This window comes from Marinobacter sp. P4B1, from assembly GCF_001447135.1.
Classification (GTDB): Bacteria; Pseudomonadota; Gammaproteobacteria; order Pseudomonadales; family Oleiphilaceae; genus Marinobacter; species Marinobacter vinifirmus.
The window spans coordinates 126353-153145 of record NZ_LLXM01000006.1 but is presented as its reverse complement, the minus strand read 5'-3'; the positions used below and the strand labels follow the sequence as shown (position 1 = coordinate 153145).

The 26793-nt window shown below is 57.4% G+C and carries 21 protein-coding genes; 4 read left to right on the top strand and 17 right to left on the bottom strand.

Translation table 11 applies throughout. The features are described 5' to 3' along the window. Position 1: 1 nt before the first annotated feature. From AQ621_RS05145 to sdhC, 14 genes are all read right to left on the bottom strand, one after another. Positions 2 to 682, bottom strand: a complete 681-nt coding sequence (locus AQ621_RS05145) for a GntR family transcriptional regulator (protein ID WP_058340556.1) — start codon at positions 680 to 682, stop codon at positions 2 to 4. 127 nt (positions 683 to 809) lie between these two features. Then, complete coding sequence (gene rluB / locus AQ621_RS05140) at positions 810 to 1772, bottom strand: 23S rRNA pseudouridine(2605) synthase RluB (RefSeq protein WP_058340555.1); 963 nt, start codon at positions 1770 to 1772, stop codon at positions 810 to 812. Positions 1773 to 1809: 37 nt separating this feature from the next. After that, positions 1810 to 2421: an SMC-Scp complex subunit ScpB gene (gene scpB, locus AQ621_RS05135; protein ID WP_058340554.1), complete on the bottom strand. Its 612-nt coding sequence runs from the start codon at positions 2419 to 2421 to the stop codon at positions 1810 to 1812. A gap of 15 nt (positions 2422 to 2436) precedes the next feature. After that, positions 2437 to 3264, bottom strand: a complete 828-nt coding sequence (locus AQ621_RS05130; RefSeq protein ID WP_058340553.1) for a segregation and condensation protein A — start codon at positions 3262 to 3264, stop codon at positions 2437 to 2439. Between the two features lie 36 nt (positions 3265 to 3300). Further along, positions 3301 to 4515 (bottom strand): tryptophan--tRNA ligase, encoded by a 1215-nt coding sequence (locus AQ621_RS05125; RefSeq protein WP_082640904.1) that lies wholly within the window; start codon positions 4513 to 4515, stop codon positions 3301 to 3303. A gap of 202 nt (positions 4516 to 4717) precedes the next feature. Beyond that, entirely contained in the window at positions 4718 to 5590 is an 873-nt protein-coding gene (gene sucD, locus AQ621_RS05120) for a succinate--CoA ligase subunit alpha (RefSeq protein WP_058340552.1), read from the bottom strand. Beyond that, positions 5590 to 6756, bottom strand: a complete 1167-nt coding sequence (sucC, locus tag AQ621_RS05115; RefSeq protein ID WP_058340551.1) for an ADP-forming succinate--CoA ligase subunit beta — start codon at positions 6754 to 6756, stop codon at positions 5590 to 5592. Before sucC ends, sucD begins: the two co-directional genes overlap by 1 nt. A 94-nt stretch (positions 6757 to 6850) precedes the next feature. After that, positions 6851 to 8293: a dihydrolipoyl dehydrogenase gene (gene lpdA, locus AQ621_RS05110; protein WP_058340550.1), complete on the bottom strand. Its 1443-nt coding sequence runs from the start codon at positions 8291 to 8293 to the stop codon at positions 6851 to 6853. Positions 8294 to 8328: 35 nt separating this feature from the next. Continuing rightward, positions 8329 to 9543 (bottom strand): 2-oxoglutarate dehydrogenase complex dihydrolipoyllysine-residue succinyltransferase, encoded by a 1215-nt coding sequence (gene odhB / locus AQ621_RS05105; RefSeq protein ID WP_058340549.1) that lies wholly within the window; start codon positions 9541 to 9543, stop codon positions 8329 to 8331. 25 nt (positions 9544 to 9568) lie between these two features. Next, the gene (locus AQ621_RS05100; protein ID WP_058340548.1) at positions 9569 to 12406 is read right to left on the bottom strand and encodes a 2-oxoglutarate dehydrogenase E1 component; all 2838 of its coding nucleotides are present in this window, start codon (positions 12404 to 12406) and stop codon (positions 9569 to 9571) included. 318 nt (positions 12407 to 12724) lie between these two features. Then, the gene (locus AQ621_RS05095; RefSeq protein ID WP_058340547.1) at positions 12725 to 13429 is read right to left on the bottom strand and encodes a succinate dehydrogenase iron-sulfur subunit; all 705 of its coding nucleotides are present in this window, start codon (positions 13427 to 13429) and stop codon (positions 12725 to 12727) included. Positions 13430 to 13444: 15 nt separating this feature from the next. Beyond that, positions 13445 to 15217 (bottom strand): succinate dehydrogenase flavoprotein subunit, encoded by a 1773-nt coding sequence (gene sdhA / locus AQ621_RS05090; RefSeq protein WP_058340546.1) that lies wholly within the window; start codon positions 15215 to 15217, stop codon positions 13445 to 13447. 3 nt (positions 15218 to 15220) lie between these two features. Continuing rightward, positions 15221 to 15562, bottom strand: coding sequence for a succinate dehydrogenase, hydrophobic membrane anchor protein (gene sdhD, locus AQ621_RS05085; protein WP_082640909.1), 342 nt, complete (start codon positions 15560 to 15562; stop codon positions 15221 to 15223). Further along, positions 15559 to 15936 carry a succinate dehydrogenase, cytochrome b556 subunit gene (gene sdhC, locus AQ621_RS05080; RefSeq protein ID WP_058340544.1) on the bottom strand — a complete coding sequence of 126 codons (378 nt, stop codon included), beginning with the start codon at positions 15934 to 15936 and terminating at the stop codon, positions 15559 to 15561. The genes sdhD and sdhC overlap by 4 nt, the downstream gene beginning before the upstream one ends. A 481-nt stretch (positions 15937 to 16417) precedes the next feature. On the opposite strand from sdhC, the gene gltA reads away from it, so the two are divergent. Then, on the top strand, positions 16418 to 17692 hold the full coding sequence (gene gltA, locus AQ621_RS05075; RefSeq protein WP_058340543.1) for a citrate synthase: 1275 nt from the start codon (positions 16418 to 16420) through the stop codon (positions 17690 to 17692). Positions 17693 to 17796: 104 nt separating this feature from the next. After that, on the top strand, positions 17797 to 18666 hold the full coding sequence (locus AQ621_RS05070; protein WP_058340542.1) for an NAD(P)-dependent oxidoreductase: 870 nt from the start codon (positions 17797 to 17799) through the stop codon (positions 18664 to 18666). Positions 18667 to 18791: 125 nt separating this feature from the next. Here the strand turns inward: AQ621_RS05070 and topA are convergent, their stop codons facing one another. From topA to fadB, 3 genes are all read right to left on the bottom strand, one after another. After that, positions 18792 to 21431 carry a type I DNA topoisomerase gene (gene topA / locus AQ621_RS05065; RefSeq protein ID WP_058340541.1) on the bottom strand — a complete coding sequence of 880 codons (2640 nt, stop codon included), beginning with the start codon at positions 21429 to 21431 and terminating at the stop codon, positions 18792 to 18794. 267 nt (positions 21432 to 21698) lie between these two features. Then, positions 21699 to 22874: an acetyl-CoA C-acyltransferase FadA gene (gene fadA / locus AQ621_RS05060; protein ID WP_036219550.1), complete on the bottom strand. Its 1176-nt coding sequence runs from the start codon at positions 22872 to 22874 to the stop codon at positions 21699 to 21701. Positions 22875 to 22906: 32 nt separating this feature from the next. Next, positions 22907 to 25054 (bottom strand): fatty acid oxidation complex subunit alpha FadB, encoded by a 2148-nt coding sequence (gene fadB, locus AQ621_RS05055; RefSeq protein ID WP_058340540.1) that lies wholly within the window; start codon positions 25052 to 25054, stop codon positions 22907 to 22909. A gap of 326 nt (positions 25055 to 25380) precedes the next feature. Here fadB and AQ621_RS05050 point away from each other — a divergent pair, with 326 nt between their 5' ends. Continuing rightward, entirely contained in the window at positions 25381 to 26199 is an 819-nt protein-coding gene (locus tag AQ621_RS05050) for a hypothetical protein (protein WP_022989224.1), read from the top strand. Between the two features lie 148 nt (positions 26200 to 26347). After that, positions 26348 to 26779 carry a universal stress protein gene (locus AQ621_RS05045; protein ID WP_022989223.1) on the top strand — a complete coding sequence of 144 codons (432 nt, stop codon included), beginning with the start codon at positions 26348 to 26350 and terminating at the stop codon, positions 26777 to 26779. Positions 26780 to 26793: the final 14 nt, after the last annotated feature.

Sequence of the window (26793 nt, the reverse complement as noted above, 5' to 3'; positions counted from 1 at the left end):
GTCAGGCGTTCTCCTCCGTGAGAATGCTCAGTACCTGTTGGCGCTGGTGTTCACCGAAGTCCTGGATAACCTTCTGCAGGCGCTCGGCATCACCGGCTACGGCCGCATCGGCCAGGTTTCGGAAGAAGGTACCGGTTTCGGCAATTTCACTGCGGAAATGATCCAGCGCCACGTAGTAGGTACGGCTGATGGCGGGCCGGAAGTTTTCCAGGGTTTCTTCCAGAAACGGGTTTTCAACAAGGCTGTAGGCGTAGCGCATGACGCCAAAACCAGCCTCGATCACCCGTTCGGCAGCGTCTGGCGCCTGGGAGTTCAGGGCGTCGATGACTGCCTGCATCTCCCGTACCTGGCTCATGACGCCGCCAAGCTCGTCGCCGGACCAGCGTTCCAGCACCTTGCGCCCGAGCATGCACAGCAGGTCGATGTAGATGTCGTAGAGGGCATTCACAGAGGCCGGAGTCAGGTCAGACACCACGGCACCACGGCGCGGGTAGATTTCCACCAGGTGCCGGCGCTCGAGAATCAGCAGCGCCTCACGCACGGAGCCGCGGCTGACGTTCAGCTCTCCGGCTACCTTGAGCTCCTGAATGCGCTCGCCGGGCTTGAGATCCCGGATAACGATTCTCTGGCCAATATGCTGGGCGATCTGTTCGGAAAGACTTTCCGGTGCCTGAAATCTCATAGACCTGATGCTCACCTCTGCCAACGCGGGACAATCAAACGCAGGAGTTTATCACAGGCTTTTGCCGGCCCCACCCCCTTGTCGGACATTTTGATTGCCGGCAGACAGGGGCGGGACCGCTGAGGGATCAGCTACGAGGTTTGCGTTGGGGACGGGCCGGGGCGGAATCAGAGACCTGCCAGCTGCCTTTGCGGGCACGCTGCAGCGATTTACCCGGGCTCTTGCGGCGTCTCCGATCGTGTTCAGCCTGTTCCCCAGGCGTTTTCTGGGGAATGCTCACCGGTGCCAGGTCGACCGTGCGACTCAGGGTATCGACCGCTTTCTGGTCCAGCTCTTCCCATTTGCCCAGGGTCAGACGGCTGGGCAGGAAGATCGGCCCGTAACGGACACGCTTCAGGCGGCTTACCCGCACACCCTGGGATTCCCACAGACGGCGTACTTCCCGGTTGCGGCCTTCCAGCAGGGTTACGTGGAACCAGCGGTTCATGCCACTGCCGCCGGCGGGCGCGATATCGGAAAACTTGGCCATGCCATCTTCCAGCAACACACCTTCACGCAAGCGTTCCAGCATGGCGTCGTCTACTTCGCCAAACACCCGCACCGCGTATTCACGGTCAATCTGCCGGGACGGATGCATCAGCCGGTTCGCCAGTTCACCGTCGGTGGTGAACAGCACCAGTCCGGTGGTGTTGATATCCAGGCGGCCAATGGAAATCCAGCGCTGATCTTTCAGCCGTGGCAGCCGGTCAAATACCGTCGGTCGGCCTTCCGGATCTTTCCGACTGGTCACTTCGCCTTCGGGCTTGTTGTAGATCAGCACCCGGCGAACCACCTGGGCGGCCGAGCTTACGTCCAGAACCTTGCCGTCCAGTTCGAAGGAGTCGTCAATGGTGGCTTTCTGCCCGGGCTGTGCCGGCTGGCCGTTGACCAGCAGGCGGCCGGACTCCATCCAGCCCTCGATTTCCCGGCGTGATCCGGCACCGGCACGGGCCAGGAGTTTCTGAATGCGCTCCGGGCCTTCACTCAGGGCCTGGTCGCCGCGGGCCGGTTTCTTTGCTGCGCCTGGTTTTCCGGGGCTAGATGCCGCCATGTATTACATCCTTACTGAATAGCTGATGCCGGTGGCATCAGTGAAGTGTCTGGTCGGGCGCATCGAGTTCGATTTCGCCCTGCATATTGCGTCCTATCTCCCGACCGATCTCTTCGAGATCCCGCACTTCCGACAACGGAGGCAACTCATCGAGCCCGGTCAGGTTGAAATAATCAAGAAATTGTCTGGTGGTGGCATACATGGCCGGCCTGCCCGGCACATCGCGATGGCCCACTACCCGCACCCACTCTCGCTCAAGCAGGGTGCGAATGATATTGCTGCTTACCGTAACGCCACGGATTTCTTCAATCTCGCCCCGGGTAATCGGTTGCCGGTAGGCAATCAGTGCCAGGGTTTCCAGCAACGCCCGGGAATACCGCTGCGGCTTTTCCTCGAACAGCCGGCCAACCCAGGGCGCGAACTCTTCCCTCACCTGCAACCGGTAACCGCTGGCAACTTTCTTCAACTCGAATCCGCGGCCTTCACAGGACTGCTCCAGCAGCACCAGCACATGCTCCATAACCTGCCGGGCCGGACGATCGCCTTCGTCGAACAGCTCCCGGAGCTGATCCAGCGACAGGGGCTTTCCGGCGGCCAGCAGGGCGGCCTCGGCAATACAACGAATGCGGTCCAACTGTTCTTCGTTCATGGTTCCGAATATCCCTTAGCTGGCAGCACGGGCGCGCACGTGAATGGACCCGAGAACCTCTGCCTGCACAATTTCAATCAGCTGTTCCTTGACCAGTTCCAGCGTCGCCAGAAAGGTTACCACCACACCAAGCCGGCCTTCTTCGATGGTGAACAGGCTTTCGAAGGTCACGAACCGGTCTCCCTGAAGGCTGGCCAGGATATGGGACATGCGTTCCCGGGTAGACAGCCGTTCCCTCTCCACATGGTGGCTGGTAAACAGGTCGGCCCGTTGCAGTACGCCACGCAGCGCCAGCAGAAGCTCCCTCATATCGACATCCGGGTGCGGCTGGGACGACGGCAGCTTCGGCAGTGCGGCAGAACCGGCAAAGGTGTCCCGCTCCATGCGGGGCATTTCGTCGATATCTTCTGCCGCCTGCTTGAACCGCTCGTATTGCTGCAGCCGGCGGATCAGCTCTGCCCTCGGATCGACATCATCCTCATCGTCAGTTTCCTGGCGAGGCAGCAGCATCCGGGACTTGATCTCCGCCAGGGTGGCGGCCATTACCAGGTACTCCGCCGCCAGTTCGAAGCGCATGGCTTCCACGGCACCGATGTAATCCATGTACTGCCGGGTGATCTCGCTGACGTCGATATCCAGAATGTTCATGTTCTGGCGGCGAATCAGGTACAACAGTAAATCCAGGGGCCCCTCAAAGGCCTCCAGGAAAACCGCCAGTGCATCCGGTGGAATGTAGAGATCTTTCGGCAGGTCGACCAGGGGCTTGCCGGACACCCGTGCAAGGGGCTCCTGCACCGGGGTATCCGCCGGGGCGTCAGCTAATTCCGTGCTTTCGTCCGTCATACCTTTTCACCTCTGGTCGGGGTTGCCCGGCCTGGCTCAGCGGTAACTGAGCCCCATGGCCGCGCGGACTTCCTCAAGGGTATCGCGGGCCGCATCACGGGCCTGCTCACGCCCTTCTTCAAGGATGGAGCGAACCAGGTCCGGATTGCCCTCATACTCCCTGGCCCGGTCGTGCAGCGGTTTCTGCTCTTCGATAATGGAATCGATCAGCGGTTTCTTACAATCCAGGCAGCCAATACCGGCACTGCGGCAGCCTTCCTGTACCCACTGGCAGGTCTTCTCGTCTGAGTACACCTTGTGCATGCCCCAAACCGGGCACTTCTCCGGTTCGCCAGGGTCGGTACGGCGCACCCGCTGCGGGTCGGTCTGCATGGTGCGAATTTTCTGAGCCACGCTGTCCGGCTCTTCCCGCAGGCCGATGTAGTTGTTGTACGACTTGGACATCTTCTGTCCGTCCAGCCCCGGCATCTTGGATTCCGGGGTCAGCAGCGGCTGGGGCTCAGGCAGAATCACCTTGCCGCCGCCTTCGATGTAGCCATAAAGCCGCTCGCGATCGCCCAGGGAAATATTCTGCTGCTCTTTCAACAGTGCCCGGGCCGTTTCCAGGGCTTCTACATCGCCCTCTTCCTGGTAACGCTTCTTCAGGTTGCGGTAGAGCTTGGCGTTCTTCTTGCCCATCTTGACGATGGCCGCTTCCGAAAGCTCTTCGAAATTCGGCTCACGGCCATAGATATGGTTAAAGCGACGAGCGATTTCCCGGGTAATCTCGACATGGGAAAGCTGGTCGGCCCCCACAGGCACTTTGCCGGCACGATACATCAGGATGTCGGAGGACATCAGCAGCGGATAGCCCAGGAAGCCGTAGGTGGCCAGGTCTTTTTCCCGCAGCTTCTCCTGCTGTTCTTTGTAAGTCGGAACCCTTTCCAGCCAGCCCAGCGGAGTGATCATGGACAACAGCAGGTTGAGTTCTGCGTGCTCCGGCACCTGGGACTGAATGAACATGGTTGAGGAACCCGGGTTCACGCCGGCGGCCAGCCAGTCGATGACCATGTCCCAAACACTTTGCTCGATGCCGGAGGTGTCGTCGTACTGGGTGGTCAAGGCATGCCAGTCTGCGACGAAGAAGAAGCACTCATACTCGTGCTGGAGCTTGACCCAGTTTTTCAGCACACCGTGGTAGTGGCCGAGGTGCAGCTTGCCGGTCGGACGCATGCCGGACAACACTCTTTGCTGGGAATCGACAGAACTCAAAGCACGAACTCCTTCTTTCTGTTTATAAAGTGCCCGTTTCGGCCAGAATACATACGGCCACGGGAAACGGGCTGACCGGGCATTATAGACGCAACACTGCCCTGCGTTAAGCAAAGCGAATCAAAAGCCTGGCAACATAACGCAAAACCCCCGGAATTCTCGCGAATCCGGGGGTTTTGTTAAAGGCTTGAAACCGGACTGATTACCAGCCAGTCACTTCCTTCAGGGCCTTGCCGATTTCGGCCAGGCTGCGCACGGTTTTAACGCCGGCGTCTTCCAGGGCGGCAAACTTCTCGTCTGCAGTACCCTTACCACCAGAGATGATGGCGCCCGCGTGGCCCATACGCTTGCCTGGAGGTGCAGTCACACCGGCAATGTAGGAAACCACAGGCTTGGTTACGTTCTCTTTGATGAACGCAGCCGCTTCTTCTTCGGCAGTACCACCGATCTCACCGATCATCACGATAGCTTCGGTTTCCGGATCTTCCTGCAGCAGGGCCAGGATATCGATGAAGTTGGAGCCAGGAATCGGGTCACCACCGATACCGATACAGGTAGACTGGCCAAAGCCGTAGTCAGTCGTCTGCTTCACGGCTTCGTAAGTCAGGGTGCCGGAGCGGGATACGATGCCAACCTTACCCTTCTTGTGGATATGGCCAGGCATGATGCCGATCTTGCACTCGTCCGGAGTGATTACACCCGGGCAGTTCGGACCAATCATGCGAACGCCGGCACGATCAACGTATTCCTTGGCGTACAGCATGTCGATGGTCGGGATGCCTTCAGTGATACATACGATCAGCTTGATGCCGGCATCGGCTGCTTCAATGATGGCGTCTTTACAGAACGGAGCCGGTACGTAGATAACGGTGGCTTCTGCACCGGTCTTTTCTACGGCGTCACGAACGGTGTTGAACACCGGCAGACCCAGGTGCTCGGTACCGCCCTTACCCGGGCTTACACCGCCAACCATCTTGGTGCCGTAGGCAATAGCTTGCTCAGAGTGGAAAGTACCCTGTGCGCCGGTAAAGCCCTGGCAGATAACCTTGGTGTCTTTGTTGATCAGGATGCTCATTATTTACCCCCTGCGGCTTTAACGACTTGCTCTGCGGCATCCGCCAGGCTGGTGGCGGCGATGATGTTCAGGCCACTTTCAGCCAGAACCTTGGCGCCCAGGTCAGCGTTGTTGCCTTCCAGACGAACCACAACCGGCACTTTAACGCCTACTTCTTTAACGGCACCGATGATGCCTTCAGCGATCATGTCGCAGCGAACGATACCACCGAAGATGTTAACCAGAACGGCTTGCACTGCGTCGTCAGACAGGATGATCTTGAACGCTTCGGTAACGCGCTCTTTGGTCGCGCCGCCACCTACGTCCAGGAAGTTGGCAGGCTGGCCGCCGGCGAGCTTGATGATGTCCATGGTACCCATGGCCAGGCCCGCACCGTTAACCATACAACCGATGTTGCCTTCCAGGGCTACGTAGTTCAGTTCCCACTTGGCCGCTTCGGCTTCACGGGCGTCTTCCTGGGAAGGATCGCGCATGTCGTGGATTTTCTTCTGACGGTACAGGGCGTTGCCGTCTACACCGAGCTTGGCGTCCAGGCAGTGCAGGTCGCCAGCCGGAGTGATAACCAGCGGGTTGATCTCAACCAGAGCCAGGTCACACTCTTCAAACAGCTTGGCCAGGCCCAGGAAAATCTTGGTGAACTGACCGATCTGCTTGCCTTCCAGACCCAGTTTGAATGCCAGCTCGCGGCCCTGGTAAGGCTGAGCGCCTACCAGCGGATCGATTTCGGCCTTCAGGATCTTTTCAGGAGTTTCTTCGGCAACTTTCTCGATTTCCACGCCGCCTTCAGTAGAGGCCATGAAAACGATACGACGGGTGCCACGGTCAACAACCGCGCCCAGGTACAGCTCCTGGTCGATGTCGGTGAGGGATTCAACCAGAATCTTGCTGACCGGCTGGCCGTTTTCGTCAGTCTGGTAAGTTACCAGGTTTTTGCCCAGCCAGTTCTGTGCGAAGGCACGGATTTCTTCTTTGTCTTTAACCAGCTTTACACCGCCGGCCTTACCACGGCCACCAGCGTGAACCTGTGCTTTGACAACCCATGCGTCACCGCCAATTTCAGTGGCAGCGTCAACAGCTTCTTGAGGTGTATCGCAGGCGATGCCCTGGGATACCGGCAGGCCATATTCAGCGAAAAGCTGTTTGCCCTGATATTCGTGCAAATTCATAGTTAATGTCCCGTCTTTAGATGGATGATAACCACGTACGGAGAGTAACCGGCAGCGGGGCGCCAAAAGGCGCCCCGCTCAATCCGATAACGAATTACTTCTTCTTGCGACGGTTGGCGACGTGAATCGCTCCACCGGCAACGGCCAGGGCCGCTTCATGCACTGACTCGGACAGAGTCGGGTGCGCGAAACAGGTCAGGGCCAGATCTTCGGCACTGGAACCGAATTCCATGGCGATCACGCCCTGGGCAACGATTTCAGAAGCCTGGGGGCCAACTACGTGGAAGCCCAGAATGCGGTCGGTCTTCGCGTCTGCGATGATCTTGACCATACCACCCGTGGCGTTTGCCGCCATGGCACGACCGTTGGCCGCAAACGGGAAAGTACCCACGTTGTATTCTTCACCTTCGGCTTTCAGCTGCTCTTCGGTCTTGCCAACCCAGGCAACTTCCGGCGCGGTGTAGATTACGTTGGGGATGCAGTCGTAATTGACCTGCGGCTTGTGGCCTGCGATACGCTCGGCAACCATAACGCCTTCTTCAGACGCTTTGTGTGCCAGCATCGGACCACGAACGATGTCACCTACGGCCCATACGCCCGGTGCTTCGGTTTTGCAGTTGTCGTCTACAAAGATGAAGCCGCGCTCATCCATGGTTACGCCGGAATCTTCAGCCAGCGCACCATCGGTGTACGGGCGACGGCCAACAGCGACAATCAGTTTGTCGAACTTGGCTTCCTGCTTGCCCTTGGAGTCTTCGTAGTTCACGTAAACCAGCTTGCGCTTCACTTCAGCACCGGTCATGCGGGCACCGGTGATGATGTTCAGGCCCTGCTTCTTGAACTGCTTCAGAGCATCCTTGGCAACCTGCTGGTCAACAACCGGCAGGAAAGTATCCTGGGCTTCGATCACGGTAACTTCGGCACCCAGGCGAGCCCAGACACTACCCAGTTCCAGGCCGATTACGCCAGCACCGATGATGCCCAGACGCTTGGGAACTTCGGTAAATTCCAGCGCGCCTTCGGAATCGACGATGTAATCACCGTCAAACGGAGCCGGCGGGATTTCGATCGGCTTGGAGCCGGTCGCCAGGATCACATTGTCGGCTTCGTAGGTCTTGGTGTTGCCGTCTTTATCGGTCACTTCAACCTTGCGGCCGGCAAGCAGCTTGCCGTGGCCGTGGATCGGGGTTACACCGTTAGCCTTGAACAGACCGGCGATACCACCGGTCAGCTGCTTAACGATGCCATCCTTACGCTCCATCATCTTGGCAACGTCAATATCAACGCTCTTGGCCAGGATACCCATGGACTCGTAGTCGTGGCTTGCTTCCTCGAACTTGTGAGTCACTTCCAGCAGTGCCTTGGACGGGATACAGCCCACGTTCAGGCAGGTGCCGCCCAGAACCTGGCTTTTGCCGTCTTTGCCGGTCCAGGATTCTACACAGGCAGTCTTCAGACCCAGCTGAGCAGCCTTGATGGCGGCCACATAACCGCCGGGGCCTGCGCCAATGACAATAACGTCGAATTTATCGGACATAATCTTTCCTGTTATCGAATTCGTTGAGTGTCAGCTTACACGTCCAGCAGGATACGGGCCGGGTCTTCCAGCATTTCCTTGATCGCAACCAGGAACTGCACCGCTTCCTTACCGTCGATCATACGGTGGTCGTATGACAGCGCGAGGTACATCATCGGCAGGATTTCAACCTTGCCGTTCACCGCCATCGGGCGCTCCTGGATCTTGTGCATGCCCAGAATCGCAGTCTGCGGCGGGTTCAGGATCGGCGTGGAGATCAGGGAACCGAAAATACCACCGTTGGTGATGGTGAAGGTGCCGCCGGTCATCTCTTCGATGCCCAGCTTGCCGTCTTTCGCCTTGGTGCCGTACTCGACAATCTTCTTCTCGATGTCGGCCAGGCCCATGGCGTCGGTGTCACGCAGAACCGGCACAACCAGGCCACGGTCGGTAGATACGGCTACGCCTACGTCCTGGTAACCGTGGTAAACCATGTCGTTACCATCGATGGACGCGTTAACAGCCGGGAAGCGCTTCAGGGCTTCGGTCGCTGCCTTGGTGAAGAAAGACATGAAGCCAAGCTTGATGCCGTGGCGCTTCACAAAGCTTTCCTGGTACTGCTTGCGCAGTTCCATGATCGGAGCCATGTTCACTTCGTTGAACGTGGTCAGCATAGCGGCGGTCTGCTGGGCATCCACCAGGCGCTTGGCGATGCTGGCACGCAGGCGGGTCATCGGAACACGCTTCTCGGCGCGCTCGCCCTGGGCAACTTCCAGCGCCGGAGCAGCGGCCGGCTTGGCGGCGGCAGAACCAGAAGATTTGTTGCTGTCTACGTGGTTCTGAACGTCTTCCTTGGTAACACGACCGTCTTTACCGGTGCCCTTTACAGCAGCCGGATCAACGTTGTTCTCTTCGGCCAGCTTGCGGGCAGCCGGGCTCAGGATAGCGTCGCCGGAGGAAGCAGCGGCTTCTTCCTTGGGCGCTTCGGCCTTGGCTCCCGGCTTGCTTTCAGCAGGCTTGGACTCGCCTGCGGCGCCTTCCTTGAATCGGCCGATCACTTCACCGCTTTCGCAGGTGTCGCCTTCGCCTTTAACAATTTCTTCAATCACACCATCAGCCGGTGCAACCACTTCAAGCACAACCTTGTCGGTTTCAATATCGACAATCAGCTCGTCACGGGAGCAGGCTTCGCCAGGCTGCTTGTGCCAGGTCGCGACGGTGCCTTCGGCAACCGACTCAGGGAAAACGGGGGCTTTAATCTCAGTTGACATTACAAATCCTTAGTTCGGTAGCTCGTCAGATTCCAAACGCGTCGTTAACCAGTTTCTTCTGCTCTTCGATGTGAACAGACATGTGTCCACAGGCAGGAGCAGCAGAAGCATCACGACCGGCGTACTCAAGGTGCAGTTTCGGGTTCAGGCGCTGCAGTGCGTGCCGCATGTGGTGCTGACTGCAGTACCAGGCGCCCTGGTTCATAGGCTCTTCCTGACACCAGACCGCGCTCTTGAGCTTGGTGTACTGGCCCAGAATTTCGTCCAGATCGTCTGCCGGGAACGGATACAACTGCTCGAGGCGAAGGATGGCCACATCGTCACGCTCGTCGGCTTTCTTCTTCTCCAGAAGATCATAGTAGACTTTGCCGCTACACATGATCACACGGGTGACTTTCTTCGGATCAGAAGGTTCTTTCTCGGGCAGTACTGTCTGGAAGGTACCTGAGGTCAGGTCATCCAGGCCGGAGATCGCCTCTTTGTGACGCAGCAGGCTCTTCGGTGTAATCGCAACCAGCGGCTTACGCAGCGGGCGCTTCACCTGGCGGCGCAGCATGTGGAATACCTGGGACGGCGTGGTGGGCACGCAGACCTGGATATTGTGCTCGGCACAAAGCTGCAGGAAACGCTCCAGGCGCGCAGAGCTGTGCTCCGGCCCCTGCCCTTCGTAGCCATGCGGCAGCAGCAGGGTCAGGCCACACAGACGGCCCCACTTGTGCTCGCCACTGGTCAGGAACTGGTCAATTACCACCTGGGCACCGTTGGCGAAGTCACCGAACTGGGCTTCCCAAACAATCAGTGCGTTTGGCGTGGTGGTGCTGTAGCCGTATTCGAAGGCCATAACCGCTTCTTCAGACAGCAGCGAGTCATAGATTTCGAACTTTGGCTGGTCTTCGGCCAGCTCTTTCAGCGCAACGTGGGTAGAGCCATCCTTCTGGTTGTGCAGTACCGCGTGACGGTGCGAGAAGGTGCCACGGCCAACGTCCTGACCGGTCAGACGGATCGGGTGACCTTCGTTCAGCAAAGTGGCGTAAGCCATCATCTCGCCATAGCCCCAGTTCATGGACAGGGCACCGGCAGTCATCTTTTCCCGATCGTTAACGATCTTGGAAACCTGGCGCTGGATGCTGAAGCCTTCCGGAACCTGGGTCAGCTTCTTGCCCAGTTTCTGGACGGTTTTCAGGGCAACGCTGGTCTTGCACTTGGCCGTCCACTCGTGGCCAAGGTACGGAGTCCAGTCAACGTAGAGCTCTTTGTTGGGCTCTTTGACCAGTGACTTGACCACGTGCTCACCCTTGTCGAGTGCGTCACGGTAGTCGTTCTCCATCTGCTTGGCTTCGTCTTCGCTGATCACACCGGCTTCAACCAGCTGGTCCGCATACAGGGCGCGGGTGGTTTTCAGCTTACGAATCTTGTCGTACATCAGCGGCTGGGTTGCTGCCGGCTCGTCGGCCTCGTTGTGGCCGCGACGACGGTAGCAGACCAGGTCAATCACCACATCGTTCTTGAACTCGTTGCGGTAATCCATGGCCATCTGGGTTACAAACAGAACCGCTTCAGGGTCGTCTGCATTCACATGCAGAATCGGCGCCTGAACCATCTTCGCCACATCGGTACAGTACTCGGTAGAACGGGCGTCTTCCTGCTTGCTGGTGGTAAAGCCAACCTGGTTGTTGATGACGATGTGGATGGTACCACCTACACCGAAGCCCCGGGTCTGGGACATCTGGAAGGTTTCCATCACAACGCCCTGCCCGGCAAAGGCCGCGTCGCCGTGCATAACGATCGGAAGCACAGTGCTGCCGTCGGTATCGCCACGACGATCCTGGCGGGCACGGACAGAACCCTCAACCACCGGAGATACGATTTCCAGGTGTGACGGGTTGAATGCCATTGCCAGGTGCACTTCGCCACCCGGAGTCATCACGTTGGAGGAGAAGCCCTGGTGGTATTTCACGTCACCGGAGCCGGAATCCGCGAGCTTCTTGCCCTCGAACTCGTCAAACAGTTCCTTCGGATTCTTGCCCAGGGTGTTTATCAACACGTTCAGACGGCCACGGTGTGCCATGCCCAGCACGATTTCCTTGGCACCGTAAGAGCCGGCACGCTGAATCAGTTCGTCCAGGCACGGAATCAGGCTCTCGCCGCCTTCCAGGCCAAAACGCTTGACGCCCGGATAACGGGAGCCCAGATATTTTTCCAGGCCTTCGGCAGCGGTGAGACGCTCGAGCACGTGCTTGCGGGTTTCCGCTTCGTACTCAGGGCGGGAGCGTACTGGCTCCATCCGCTGCTGGAACCAACGCTTGATGCGGGTATCCACCACGTGCATATATTCGGCGCCAATGCTTTCGCAATAGGTCTGGCGCAAGCCTTGCACGATGTCTCCGAGCTTCATGGTCTCGGAGCCGAAATTCAGTGAACCTGTCTGGAACTCGAGATCCAGGTCAGACTCGCCCAGTTCGTGGAACGAGGGCTCGAGATCTTCAACAGGCTGACGCTGCCAGACTCCCAGCGGATCGAGCTTTGATTCCTGGTGACCACGGAAACGGTACGCATTGATCAGCTGCAGAACACGGATCTGCTTTTTGTCAGCATCTGACGTGGCGCTTGCAGGCACACCACTGCTGGCAAGAAAACGCTGATTGCGTGAGATATGCTCGAACTGTTCGCGGATGGCCGAGTGAACGATGTCGCGGCCTTTATAGCCATCAACACTCGGAAGCTTGTCGAAGTAGCTTCTCCACTCTTCGGGAACTGAATTGGGGTCTGTCAGGTAGGTCTCAAAAAGCTGTTCAACGTAGGCCAGATTTCCACCTTGCAGGTGGGAAGTCTGCCATAACTGCTCCATGATGCTTTCGTGCATTTTGAATAGCTCACCTTGGGCTGGTGCGGGGGAGCGAGTATGGTCGGCCAGGGGTAAATCTCAGTCAATACGGGTTATTACGGCATGACTTTTGGCCACCACACCCTGCAAGGATGTTTTCCGTCCCCAGTGATTTTTATACTCAGCTGCGCCATCAGCCAGACTGGATAAGCCCAAGCAGACAGCGCGCATAAGTTTGCACCCCGATAAGACTTTTGACTATAAGCCTTTGGTTGAAGGCCCCGCATATAGCGAGGCCTTCGAGGGTACCAACTGGTGTCAGAACACCAGTATAGCTGGTGCTGCAGATTTTGCCGGTCAGGTGGCTCGTTGCAGCAACAGGTTCCGGATATGGCCAATCGCCTTTGTGGGGTTCAGGCCTTTCGGACACACACTTACGCAGTTCATGATGCCGCGGCAGCGGAAAACACTGAACGGGTCATCCAGGTTCGCCAGTCGCTCTGCCTGGGCAGTGTCGCGGCTGTCCGCCAGGAAGCGGTAGGCCTGCAGCAGGCCAGACGGACCAATGAACTTGTCAGGGTTCCACCAGAACGACGGACAAGCGGTGGAGCAGCATGCACACAGAATACACTCGTACAGGCCGTCCAGCTTTTCACGATCTTCCGGTGACTGCAGGCGCTCAATGGCCGGAGCCGGGTTGTCGTTTACAAGGTACGGCATAACTTTTTCGTACTGCTTGTAGAACAGACTCATATCCACGACCAGGTCACGGATAACCGGCAGGCCCGGCAGCGGGCGCAGAACCAGCTTGTTGTTCTTGACCACATCCGACACCGGAGTGATACAAGCCAGGCCGTTCTTGCCGTTCATGTTCATGCCATCAGAGCCGCAAACACCCTCACGGCAGGAACGACGATAGCTCATGGAAGGATCTTTTTCCTTCACCAGGTTCAGAACATCCAGAACCATGAGATCTTTGCCCGCAGGAATCTCGATTTCGACATCCTGCATGTAAGGGGCATTATCGGTTTCCGGATTATAGCGATACAGGCTTACCAACATATTCAGGATACCCCCTTAGTAGGTCCGGACTTTCGGCTGGAAAGTCGGAACCGTTTTCGGTGCAAAGTTCACGTCACGCTTGCCAACACGCTTGTCCAGCGGGAAGTACATGGAGTGCTTCAGCCAGTTCTCGTCGTCACGCTCGGTGAAGTCGTTACGGGCGTGCGCACCACGGCTTTCTTTACGCTCGATCGCAGACTTGGCTGTTGCGTAGGCAACTTCGTACAGGTTATCCAGCTCCAGCGCTTCGATACGGGCAGTGTTGAACGCCTTGCTGGTATCGGCCAGCTTGGTCTTGCGAACACGCTCGCCAATCTCTTCCAGCAGCTTGATACCCTTCTCCATGCTCTCGCCGTCACGGAATACGCCGAAGTACAGCTGCATGCAGTTCTGCAGATCCTTACGAACCTTGGCTACATCCTCACCTTCAGAGGCACTGTCCAGACGCTCCAGGCGAGCCATGGCACGCTTGATATCTTCTTCGCTGGCGCCATCAACCTCGAAGCCGCCACGCAGCTGCTCTTCAATGTGCAGGCCAGCTGCACGACCGAAGACCACCAGGTCCAGCAGGGAGTTACCACCCAGACGGTTAGCGCCGTGTACAGATACACAAGCCGCTTCACCACAGGCAAACAGGCCGGGAATAGGCTTGTCGTTGCCGCTTTCATCCTGGGTCAGGGCCTGGCCACCCACGTTGGTGGGAACACCGCCCATCATGTAGTGACAGGTCGGAACGACCGGGATCGGCTCTTTGACCGGATCAACGTGCGCAAAGGTACGGGACAGCTCACAGATACCCGGCAGACGCAGGTTCAGGGTCTCTTCACCCAGGTGATCCAGCTTCAGCAGTACGTGATCCTTGTCGGGACCGCAACCGCGACCCTCCAGGATTTCCAGAACCATGGAACGGGCCACAACGTCACGGCCAGCCAGGTCTTTCGCGTTCGGAGCATAGCGCTCCATGAAACGCTCACCTTCGGAGTTGATCAGGTAACCACCCTCACCCCGACAACCTTCTGTAACCAGGGTGCCAGCACCGTGAATACCGGTCGGGTGGAACTGCCACATTTCCATATCCTGCACCGGGAACCCGGCACGCAGCGCCATGCCGATACCGTCGCCGGTGTTGATCATGGCGTTAGTGGTAGAGGCGTAGATACGGCCAGCACCACCGGTAGCGAGAACGGTGGCCTTGGACTTGATGTAAGCCACTTCACCGGATTCGATCTCGATGGCTACAACACCAACCACTTCGTCTTTGCTGTTCTTGACCAGGTCTACGGCATACCACTCGTTCAGGAAGGTAGTGCCGCCCTTCAGGTTGGCCTGGTACAGGGTGTGCAGCAAGGCGTGACCGGTACGGTCAGCGGCGGCACAGGTACGGGCTGCCTGGGTGGGGTTGTCCGGACCCTTGGACTGGCCACCGAACGGACGCTGGTAGATACGGCCCTGCTCGGTACGGGAGAACGGCAAGCCCATGTGCTCCAGCTCGAACACAGCCTGGGGGCCTACAGAACACATGTACTCGATAGCGTCCTGGTCACCGATATAGTCGGAGCCCTTGACGGTATCGTACATGTGCCAGCGCCAGTCATCATTGGGATCAGCGCTTGCGATCGCACAGGTAATGCCGCCCTGGGCAGACACTGTGTGCGAACGGGTCGGAAAGACCTTGGTGATACACGCGGTGTTGATACCGGCTTCTGTCAGCTGCAGGGCGGCACGCATACCGGCACCGCCGCCACCGATAACAATCGCGTCGTAAGACATGGTTTTGATGTTAGCCATCGATTAAAGCCCCCACAGAATCTGAATGCCCCACACGACATATACGAACATCGCCAGAATGCAGGCTGCCTGCAGCAGGAAGCGCGGCATTGCTGCTTTGATGTAGTCGGTGGATACGGTCCACAAGCCTACCCAGGCGTGTCCGGCAATGGACAACAGCGCCAGCAGGCTGAAAATCTTGAACCAACCCTGGCTGTACAGGGAAGACCACGCCTGGTAGTCCACGTCTGTAGTTACGAAGAAACCAAGGAGAAACAGCGTGTACAGAGCCAATACGTAGGCAGTAACCCGCTGGATGATCCAGTCCTGAATCCCGTTACGACCAATATTCGTTACACTGTTCATGCCCATACCCAGACTCCTGCCAGAATGATGAGAACAATGGAAACCACAAGCGTGATTTTGGCGGCAAGGCGGCCACTTTCCAGCTCTTCAGCAATACCCGCATCCATCAGCAGGTGCTTGATACCTGCAACAAGGTGGTAAAGCAGAGCAGACAGGATGCCCCAGATAATCAGCTTTGCCAGGAAGCTGTCCAGCAGTTCGTTAACCCGGTTGAAGCCATCTTCCCCGGACAGGGAAAGATCCAGGCCGTACATCAGGAATGCAACACCAACAAAAATGATGATGCCGCTGATACGATGCAGGATCGAAGTAATGGCTGGCAGCGGGAAATGGAACTTGCCGAGATCGAGATTTACTGGTCGTTTGCTATTCACAGCGCTCTCACACTCTCTCTTGGTACCGCGAAACCGGGAAAACCGGCGGCGGTTGGTTGGTATGTTAGGTCCGGAGAATCAGTACGATACCGGTAACCGATTGGTTCAGGAGGGCGGATGACAACCCGGTAGCTTGCTACGCTGAAGCATGCAAGAAAACGGCGCATCCCCGATTCCGGGCTACGGATTATAAGGAGACACCCCGGTAATTACAAACTTGCAACAACCGCCAAACCCTTACGAGGCGCTGCCCTGCCCCATCTATAAGGATTATTGACAAACCGGAATTCAGGGCAAAAGCGCCGTCATTCGGGATATCCCTCATTTACACCGGATGTTAATTTGGTGCTTTTCGCACCCAGCTCATTGACAAAAAAAGCTGACGCCCTATATTTTGCGCCCAGTTTTGCGATAATACGCGCTTTCTGGCGCATCTACACATGCAAATCAGCTGTCACAGCTAATCAAACGGGAGAGCACCATGACCGACAGGAAAGCCACGCTCTCGGTGGGAGACAAGTCCATTGAGCTACCGGTTTACTCCGGCACCGTCGGCCCTGACGTTATAGACGTACGCGGCCTCGTCCAGGAAGGCGTATTCACTTACGACCCAGGTTTTGTATCTACCGCAGCCTGCGAATCTGCCATCACCTACATCGATGGTGCCAAAGGCGTCTTGCTGCACCGGGGTTACCCGATCGACCAGCTGGCCGAGCATTCCGACTTCCTCGAGGTCTGCTACCTGCTCCTGAACGGCGAACTGCCGAGCGCTGAAGAAAACAAGCAGTTCCACGACACCATCAAAAACCACACCATGCTGCACGACCAGATGCGCAACTTCTTCAACGGCTTCCGCCGTGATGCGCACCCCATGGCCATCATGTGCGGCGTTGTGGGTGCCCTGTCAGCGTTCTACCATGACCAGATGGATGTGGCTGATCCCAAGCAGCGCGAGATTACCGGCCATCGCCTGATCGCCAAGATGCCGACCATCGCCGCATGGTGCTACAAGTACTCCATGGGCCAGCCGTTCATGTATCCGCGTAACGACCTGTCCTATGCCGAGAACTTCCTGTACATGATGTTCGGCACCCCTTGCGAGGACTACAAGCCGAACCCGGTTCTGGCCAACGCGATGGACAAGATCTTTATCCTTCACGCTGACCACGAGCAGAACGCCTCTACCTCCACCGTACGCCTGGCGGGCTCCACCGGCGCCAACCCGTACGCGTGTATCGCCTCCGGCATCGCCGCCCTTTGGGGCCCGGCACACGGCGGTGCAAACGAAGCGGTTCTGGACATGCTGGCTGAAATCGGCGACGAGTCCAACATCGAGAAATTCATCGCCAAGGCCAAGGACAAAGACGATCCTTTCCGCCTGATGGGCTTTGGTCACCGGGTTTACAAGAACTTCGACCCGCGCGCCAAGGTAATGGCACAGACCGCTCACGAAGTGCTGAGCGAGCTTGGTCTGGAAAACGATCCGCTGCTGAAGATTGCCCAGCGCCTGGAAAAGATTGCCCTGGAAGACGAATACTTCGTTCAGCGCCAGCTGTACCCGAACGTCGACTTCTACTCCGGCATCATTCTGAAGGCCATCGGTATTCCGACTTCCATGTTTACCGTGATCTTCGCAATGTCCCGCACCATCGGCTGGTTCTCTCACTGGAACGAAATGGTCAGCGGTGCCAACCGCATCGGCCGTCCGCGCCAGCTGTACACCGGCTCGCCGAAGCGCGACTACCCAAAGAAGTAAGCTGCAAGCTTGCTTCACCCAGAAAAAAGCCGCTGAATCCAGCGGCTTTTTTCGTATCATGGCACGACAAATTCAACCAATCCGACAAGAACCAGGAGCAGACCATGGCAACTATCGCGTTTATCGGGCTCGGAGTAATGGGCTACCCGATGGCAGGCCACCTTGCCCGGGCCGGCTATGACGTCAGCGTTTGGAACCGCACCAGCGAAAAGGCCCGTCAGTGGGCCGAACAGTATCCGGGGAAAGCCAGTGACAGCATTGCAGATGCGGTCGCCAACGCAGACGTGGTACTGACCTGCGTGGGCGCCGATAAAGACCTGGAAGAAGTCTACACCGCCCCGGATGGCATCATCAGCAACGCCCCGGCCACAGCCACCCTGGTAGACCACACCACTGCATCTGCCGGCATTGCCGAGACACTGGCACAGGCGGCCCGTGCACGGGGCCAGGGCTTTATCGACGCCCCGGTTTCCGGCGGCCAGCAAGGTGCCGAAAACGGCCAGTTGACGATCATGTGCGGCGGCAGTACCGACGATTTCAGCAAGGTTAAGCCGGTACTCGAATGTTACGCCCGGGCCCTGAACCTGATGGGCCCTGTGGGCAGCGGCCAGAAGACCAAGATGGTTAACCAGATTGCCATTGCCGGGCTGGTACAGGGGCTTTCAGAAGCCCTGCACTTTGCCGAACAGGCAGAGCTGGACGTGCGCAAGGTGGTGGACGTGATCTCCAAGGGCGCGGCCCAGTCCTGGCAGATGGAAAACCGCTCCGGAACCATGATCGACGGCGAATTCAACCACGGCTTTGCGGTGGACTGGATGCGCAAGGACCTGGGCATCTGCCTCGAAGAAGCCCGCAGAAACGGCTCCAGACTGCCGGTAACGGCACTGGTGGACCAGTTCTACGGAGATGTGCAGGAGATGGGCGGCAACCGCTGGGATACGTCTTCGCTGATTCAGAGGCTTCGTAAGAAATGAGCATCACGAGCAAGACCAACTGATCAAAAGCATTTTTTTGCCACGGAAGAACACGGAATTACACGGAAAAATAAAAGCGAAACAATATCTTTCCGTGTTTTTCCGTGGATTCCGTGGCTAAAAACCTACTTCTTCTTGTCCCGAGGCACCCAGCGGCCGTTTTCGTACCAGGCGGACCAGCCGGTGGCCTTGCCGTCCTGTTCCGACATAACATACTGCTCTTTCGACTTACGGCTGTAGCGGATCACCGTCGGGTTACCCTCGGGGTCTTTCTCCGGGGCGTCCATCAGGTAATCGTATTTCGGGTCGATTTCCTTGCGGTGTGGTTTGATTTCCATCACCAGCGGTGGCCGGGTTTCCCGGTTTTTCGGGAATTTGCTGGCCGCCAGGAACAGGCCGGAGGCACCGTCACGCAGTACGTAGGTGTCGTCCACCTTCTGGCACTGCAGCTCCGGCATGGGCACCGGGTCCATTTTGGGGGGCGCAGGCTCGCCGTTCTTCAGCAGTTTGCGGGTGTTCTTGCACTCGCTGTTGGTACAGCCGAAGTACTTGCCGAAACGGCCGGTTTTCAGCTGCATTTCGGAACCACACTTGTCGCATTCCAGCGTAGGGCCGTCGTAGCCCTTGATGCGGAAACTTCCCTCTTCCACTTCGTAGCCGGAGCAGTCGGGGTTGTTACCGCACACGTGCAGCTTGCGCTTTTCATCAACCAGGTAGCTGTCCATGGCCGTGCCGCATTTCGGACAGCGGCGCTTCATGCGCAGCAGACGGGTTTCGCCCTCGCCTTCCACGTCTTCATCGGCACTGACCACTTCGTCGCCAGACACCAGGTTAATGGTAGTCTTGCAACGCTCCTTGGGCGGTAATGAATAGCCGGAACAGCCCAGGAATACCCCGGTGCTGGCTACCCGGATCTGCATATTACGGCCGCAACTGGGGCAAGGAATGTCGGTTTCCGTGGGTGTATTGGCCCGCATGCCGCCGTCGGTCTTTTCCGCACTTTCGAGCTGGTTACGGAACTTGGCGTAGAAGTCGTTCAGCACCTTCTTCCACTGAACGTCGCCTTCGGCAATCTCGTCCAGCTCGCCTTCCAGGCGTGCGGTAAAATCGTAATCCATCAGGTTCGGGAAAGACTCTGCCAGCCGTTCGGTAACAATCTCGCCCATCTTCTCGGCGTAAAAACGGCGGTTCTGAAGCCGCACGTAACCACGATCCTGGATGGTGGAAATAATGGATGCGTAGGTAGAAGGACGACCAATGCCCTGCTTTTCCAGTTCCTTGACCAGGCTGGCTTCGGTATAGCGCGGCGAAGGCTTGGTGAAATGCTGGGTCGGATCCAGCTTCTTGAGATCCAGGGGCTGATCTACCTTGATGTCTGGCAGCGCCACGTCTTCGTCTTTCTTGGCTGACTGGGGCGCAGCTTTCAGGAAACCTTCGAACTTGACGATGCGACCACGGGTACGCAGTTCGTAGTCACCATTGGCCACAACGATGGAGGTGCTGAGGAATTCGGCATCCGCCATCTGGCAGGCGATAAACTGGCGCCAGATCAGGTCGTAAAGCTTCTCCGCATCCTTTTCCAGGCCACTGATATCGGTAGGCCTGCGGGATACGTCAGTAGGCCGGATGGCCTCGTGGGCCTCCTGGGCGCCTTCCTTGCTACCGTACACGCGGGGCTTCTCAGGCAGGTAGCGATCACCGAACTGTTTCTGAATAAACTCGCGACAGCCGGTTACGGCATCCTGGCTCAGGTTGGTCGAGTCTGTACGCATGTAGGTGATGTAGCCCGCCTCGTACAGGCGCTGGGCCAGCATCATGGTTTTCTTGACACTGAAGCCCATGCGGTTGCTCGCCGCCTGCTGCAGTGTCGAGGTAATAAAGGGAGCAGAGGGCCGTGAACGGGTTGGCTTGTCTTCCCGCTTGGCCACCTTGAAGCTACCGGCTTTCAGACGGTCAACATGTTCCTTGCTCTGAACATCATTAACCGGACGGTAGGGCTTGTCGTTGTAGCGGGTAACCTCGAACCGAACCGGGTCCCTGGTTCCTTCTGCGGTCAGGTCTGCGTGCAGCTGCCAGAATTCCTCCGGCACGAACTTGCGGATTTCCCGCTCACGCTCAACGATCAGGCGCACGGCAACCGACTGAACCCGGCCAGCAGACAGGCCCCGGGCAATCTTGGCCCAGAGCAGCGGCGAAACCATGTAACCCACAACGCGATCCAGGAACCGGCGCGCCTGCTGGGCATTTACCCGGTTGTTATCCAGCTCACCGGGGTCCTTGAACGCTTCCTGGATGGCCCGCTTGGTAATTTCGTTGAACACCACGCGGCGATACTTTTCCGGCTCGCCGCCAATGGTCTCCTGAAGGTGCCAGGCGATGGCTTCCCCTTCCCTGTCCAAATCCGTTGCCAGATAGATGTGGTCGGCATTCTTGGCCAGGCGCTTTAGCTCGCTGACGACCTTTTCCTTACCGGGCAGGATCTCGTAACGGGCGCTCCAGTCGTTATCGGGATTTACCCCCATGCGGGCAACCAGCTGTTCACGGGCCTTACGCTTCTTGTGCTCGGCTTTTTCGTCCGGGCTCATCTTGCGGGTGGCAGCGGCCTGCCTGGCGCGCTCTTTCGGGTCTGACTGGCTACCACTGCCACTGACTGGCAGGTCACGAATGTGGCCAACACTGGACTTAACAATAAAATCCGAGCCCAGGTACTTGTTGATGGTCTTCGCTTTCGCTGGAGACTCGACAATAACGAGACTTTTACCCATATCGGAGATCTGTATCCTTGGCGATCAATCGGTCAAGTTCTGGACAGAACCGTAAACTCGCATAAAAATCAGGCAACTGGAAAACACAGGGGCTGCCATTGTGTATAGGCTCACTGTTTTACAGGGTCAAGAATGGCAAAACAACCCATTCTTTGATTTCAGTCACCGTTTTTTGGGATTTCCGGGCCGTTTTACAATCCCTGAAACAGGAAGGCCCGGCGAATTGCCGGGCCTCCTGATTGAGCGTTACTGATCCGGACTAACCGATCAGAGGCGCTCCCACACAGTGGCAATGCCCTGACCCAGGCCGATACACATGGTGGATACACCAAGCTTACCGCCTTTGGCCTGCATGATATTCAGCAGTGTGGTGGAGATACGGGCACCGGAGCAGCCCAGCGGATGGCCAAGGGCAATCGCGCCGCCGTTCAGGTTAACCTTCTCTTCCATAACACCCAGCAGTTTCAGGTCTTTCAGGACCGGCAGGGACTGGCCTGCGAAGGCTTCGTTCAGTTCCCAGAAGTCGATATCTTCAACTTTCAGGCCTGCACGCTTCAGTGCCTTCTTGGTGGCCGGAACCGGGCCGTAGCCCATGATTGCGGGATCACAGCCAGCAACAGCCATGCTGCGGATCTTGGCAATCGGGGTCAGACCCAGTGCTTCTGCCCGCTCAGCGGACATCAGCACCATGGCAGCCGCGCCATCGGTCAGCTGGGAAGACGTACCGGCAGTTACGGTACCGTTCTTCGGATCAAACGCCGGACGCAGCTGGCCCAGGGACTCAGCGGTCGTTTCCGGACGAATGGTCTCGTCTTCTTCGATCAGCTTCACAAAGCCGTTTTCGTCGTGGCCTTCAATCGGAACGATTTCGTTCTTGAAGCGGCCTTCAACAGTCGCTTCGTGGGCCAGGCGATGGGAACGGGCACCGAACTCATCCTGCTGCTCGCGGGTAATACCGTGCATTTTCGCCAGCATTTCTGCAGTCAGGCCCATCATGTTGGACGCTTTTGCAGAGTACTTGGACGCAGCCGGGTTGTGGTCGAAGCCGGCAGTCATGGGTACGTGGCCCATGTGCTCGACACCGCCTACCATGAACACGTCACCGTTACCGGTCTGAATCGCCTGGGCGGCAGTGTGGATGGCGCTCATGGCGGAACCACACAGACGGTTAACGGTCTGGGCAGCAGACTCGTGCGGGATACGGGTCAGCAGGGAAATCTGCCGCGCCACGTTAAAGCCCTGCTCTTTAGTCTGGTTTACACAGCCCCAGATTACGTCTTCTACTTCTTTCGGATCGAGCTTCGGGTTGCGCTCAAACAGTGCTTCAATCAGCGCAGCAGACAGAGTCTCGGCGCGAACGTTGCGGAAACAGCCGTTTTTGGCACGACCCATCGGAGTCCGCACGCAATCGACGACGACAACGTCTCTCGGATTAAGGCTCATAGATCTTTCTCCGTTCGGAAATCTCGTTAGGGTTAGCCAAAGAACTTCTTGCCAGTCTTGGCCATTTCACGCAGCTTCTCGGTCGGCGCGTACAGCGGGCCAAGATCTGCATACTTGTCTGCCAGTTCGACGAACTTGTCGACGCCCATGTCGTCGATGTAGCGCAGGGCACCACCACGGAACGGAGGGAAACCGATACCGTAGATCAGACCCATGTCTGCATCGGCCGGGTCTTCAACAATGTTGTCTTCCAGGCAGCGAACGGTTTCCAGGCACAGAGGAATCATCATACGGGCGATGATGTCTTCTTCGTCGAAGTCCTTGCTGCCGTTAACCACAGGCTCGATCAGCTTGTAGGTTTCTTCGTCGACAACCTTCTTCGGCTTGCCCTTCTTGTCTTCTTCGTACTTGTAGAAGCCCTTGTCATTCTTCTGGCCGTAACGGTTGTTCTCGAACATCACGTCGATGGCAGACTTGAAGTCAGCCTTCATGCGATCCGGGAAGCCGTCTGCCATCACTTCGTTGGCGTGCTTGGCAGTGTCCATGCCCACTACGTCGAGCAGGTAGGCCGGGCCCATGGGCCAGCCGAACTTTTCCATCACCTTGTCGATCTTCTGGAAATCGGCACCGTCACGTACCAGCGCAGCAAAGCCGCCGAAGTACGGGAACAGAACACGGTTAACCAGGAAGCCCGGGCAATCGTTAACCACGATCGGGGTCTTGCCCATGGCCTTGGCGTAGGCAACGGTGGTCGCGATAGCGCGGTCACTGGTCTTCTCGCCACGGATAACCTCAACCAGCGGCATCATGTGTACCGGGTTGAAGAAGTGCATGCCGCAGAAGTTCTCCGGACGCTTCAGGTTCTTGGCCAGAAGGTTGATGGAGATGGTAGAGGTGTTGGACGTCAGGATGGCGTCTTCGCGAACCGCGTCTTCGGTCTCGCGCAGAACGGCATCTTTCACCTTCGGGTTTTCAACAACCGCTTCAACAACCAGGTCTACGTTCTTGAAATCACCGTAGTTCAGGGTCGGCGTGATGTTGTTCAGAACGTCGCCCATCTGGCCAGCGTCCATCTTGCCCTTGGCGACACGCTTGGACAGCAGCTTCTTGGCTTCACTCAGGCCCAGCTTGATGCCGTCCTGATTGATGTCCTTCATAACAATCGGGGTGCCTTTCAGCGCCGACTGGAAGGCTACACCGCCACCCATGATACCGGCGCCCAGTACGGCAGCCAGGTTCACATCAGAGGCTTCTTTTTCCCAGGCACTGGCTTTCTTCTTCAGGGCCTGGTCGTTCAGGAACAGACCAACCAGACACGCGGCAACGTTGGTCTTGGCCATCTTGGCGAAGCCCTTGGCTTCTACTTCGATCGCCTTGTCGCGGGTCATGCCGGCATGCTTCTGCATGGTCTTGATGGCTTCCACCGGCGCCGGATAGTTCTTGCCAGCCTTGCCGGCCACGAACGCCTTGGAAATCTCGAACGCCATCATGCTTTCCATGGCGTTGAGCTTGATCTTGCCTTTCTTCTCTTCACGGCGCGCCAGGTTGTCCAGCTTGCCTTCGTTGCACTGATTGATAATGGCAACGGCTGCGTCGACCAGCTTGTCGGCTTCAACCACGGCATCAACAGCGCCCACTTTCAGAGCGGCATCAGCGCGGTTTTCAGTACCACCGGCAATCCACTCAACCGCGTTATCCACACCCACCAGGCGGGACAGGCGAACAGTACCGCCGAAGCCCGGGAAGATACCCAGCTTCACTTCCGGCAGACCTACCTTGGCCTTGGGAGCCATAACCCGGTAGTCGGTGGAAAGGCACATTTCGAAGCCACCACCCAGAGCGATACCGTTAATAGCGGTAACGGTCGGGAACGGCAGGTCTTCAATGGCGTTGAATACTTCGTTGGCCTTCATGCTGTTGGCCACGAGAGCTTCTTCGGAACCTGCGAACAGCTCGGTAAACTCGGTGATATCGGCACCGACAATAAAGCTGTCCTTGGAACTGGTAACCACCAGGCCCTTGAGGTTCTTCTGGGATTTGAGTGCTTCAGCTGCGGCGCCCAGCTCTTCGATGGTGAGACGGTTGAACTTGTTGACTGACTCGCCCTGCAAGTCAAAGTTCAACTGAGCGATCCCGCCTTCGATCTCTTTAACCGTGATGGCTTTACCTTCGTAAATCATCAACTGATCTCCAGTCTGTGTTTGGAACTGCTGACAACCGGCTGACAATAGCTGCCGGGCCGGCTGTTTGTGCAGCGAGATTTCGGTCACTGCCCGATCTTCCGATCCAAAATTCATACAGTCGTTTGAATCGTGAGGCCACACGATGGAAAAAAACGGAGCGTTTGTCAATTTGTTTCTGCAGGGAACCCGGAGAAACTCTTGATAAAAAAGTGAAGTGGTACCGGTAACAGCCGGAAATTAGTTGATTAGGCTGCGTAGTTACTTTAACTTCGAGTTGAGACTTTAGTCCACAATAATAAAACGGCATTACGGAGACTGATCCGATGAAAGACGCCCACCTGCGAATCCGCTCACTTCTGGCAGCCCTGATCCTGTTGTCCTTTACCGCGTTCGGCGCCAAGGCACAGGAATCCGGTAACGAGTTCCTCGCAGACCTTCATGATTTCCGCATCAACAACTACCTGGCGCTGGACGCCTTCTACGCCTTCAGCGCAACCTCCGACACCGAATTGCTCAACCGTGTCGTGGTTGGAATCAATAGCGCCAACGACGCCATGAACTCTGTGGTCGGCAGCAACAGTGGCGTGCTTTCAGACGAACAGGTCGAGGAACTGAACCGGTCATTCGACAGCTTCAAGGACCTGATGCGCAGCAACATCAACGAAGTACGGGATCGCGGTTACCCTGACCTGCGCCTGATGGCCGAGCTCGCCAATCAGGGGCAGTCGATGAACGATACCGCCACAGAGCTTTACGACCTCGCCAGGGAAAGCAGCGGAACCGAAACCAACCCGCAAGTGGAATCGGCGCGCTCAGCGGCAGTGCTGATGGCTCAGATGATGGCCCGCTACGCCGCCCGTACCCACTCTTCTGTCTCCCAGACGTTCCAGGGCGCCGCCAACGAAGTGTCGCTCGACCAGCAGGCGCTGATGTTTGACGAGCTTCTGGCGCAGGCGCGCTCCGGCTCCGCGACCGGCGAACTGAAAACTGCCCTCGATGATGTGGCCGCCAAGTGGCAGTTCATTCGCGGCTCCTACATCAACTACAACGACAACAACGTCAGCTTTATTATCGACCGTTACTCCAAAGGCATTATCCAGGGCCTGGACGACGCCATCGTAATGCTCCGCAATAACGCCTGATTCCTGCCTGGCCGGCCGGGTTAACTCATTGCCCGCCGGCCAAAAACTTCCCTTTCCGCTTGATGCCGGTCAGAATGGCTATACACTTGATTGGTATACAATCCAGAGTCATTCAGGATTATTTCCCAGCGCAAAGGAGCAAGACCCCATGTCCACCTACAAAAAAGTTCTGGTTGCCATCGACCTGACCGAAGAAGCACCGCAGGTCCTTAACAAAGCCAAGTCCATTGCCGAGTCACAGGCGGCGGAGCTGTTGCTGGTTCACGTAGTGGAGCCTGTCGGCTATGCCTATGGCGGCGACATCCCCATGGATCTTTCTGAATTGCAGGATCAGCTGGACAAGGCCGCCCATGACCAGCTTGGGCAATATGGCGAGCAATACGGCGTAGCCAAGGACAGCCAGATTGTGACGGTTGGCCGTCCGGAATCTGAAATTCACCGGCTGGTGAAGGAACAGGGAGTGGACCTGGTGATTGTCGGTAGCCACGGACGCAAAGGTTTCCAGCTGCTGTTGGGCTCTACCGCCAATGGCGTGCTGCACGGCACAGAATGTGACGTTCTGGCAGTGCGCATTCACTGATAATGGGCGATGGC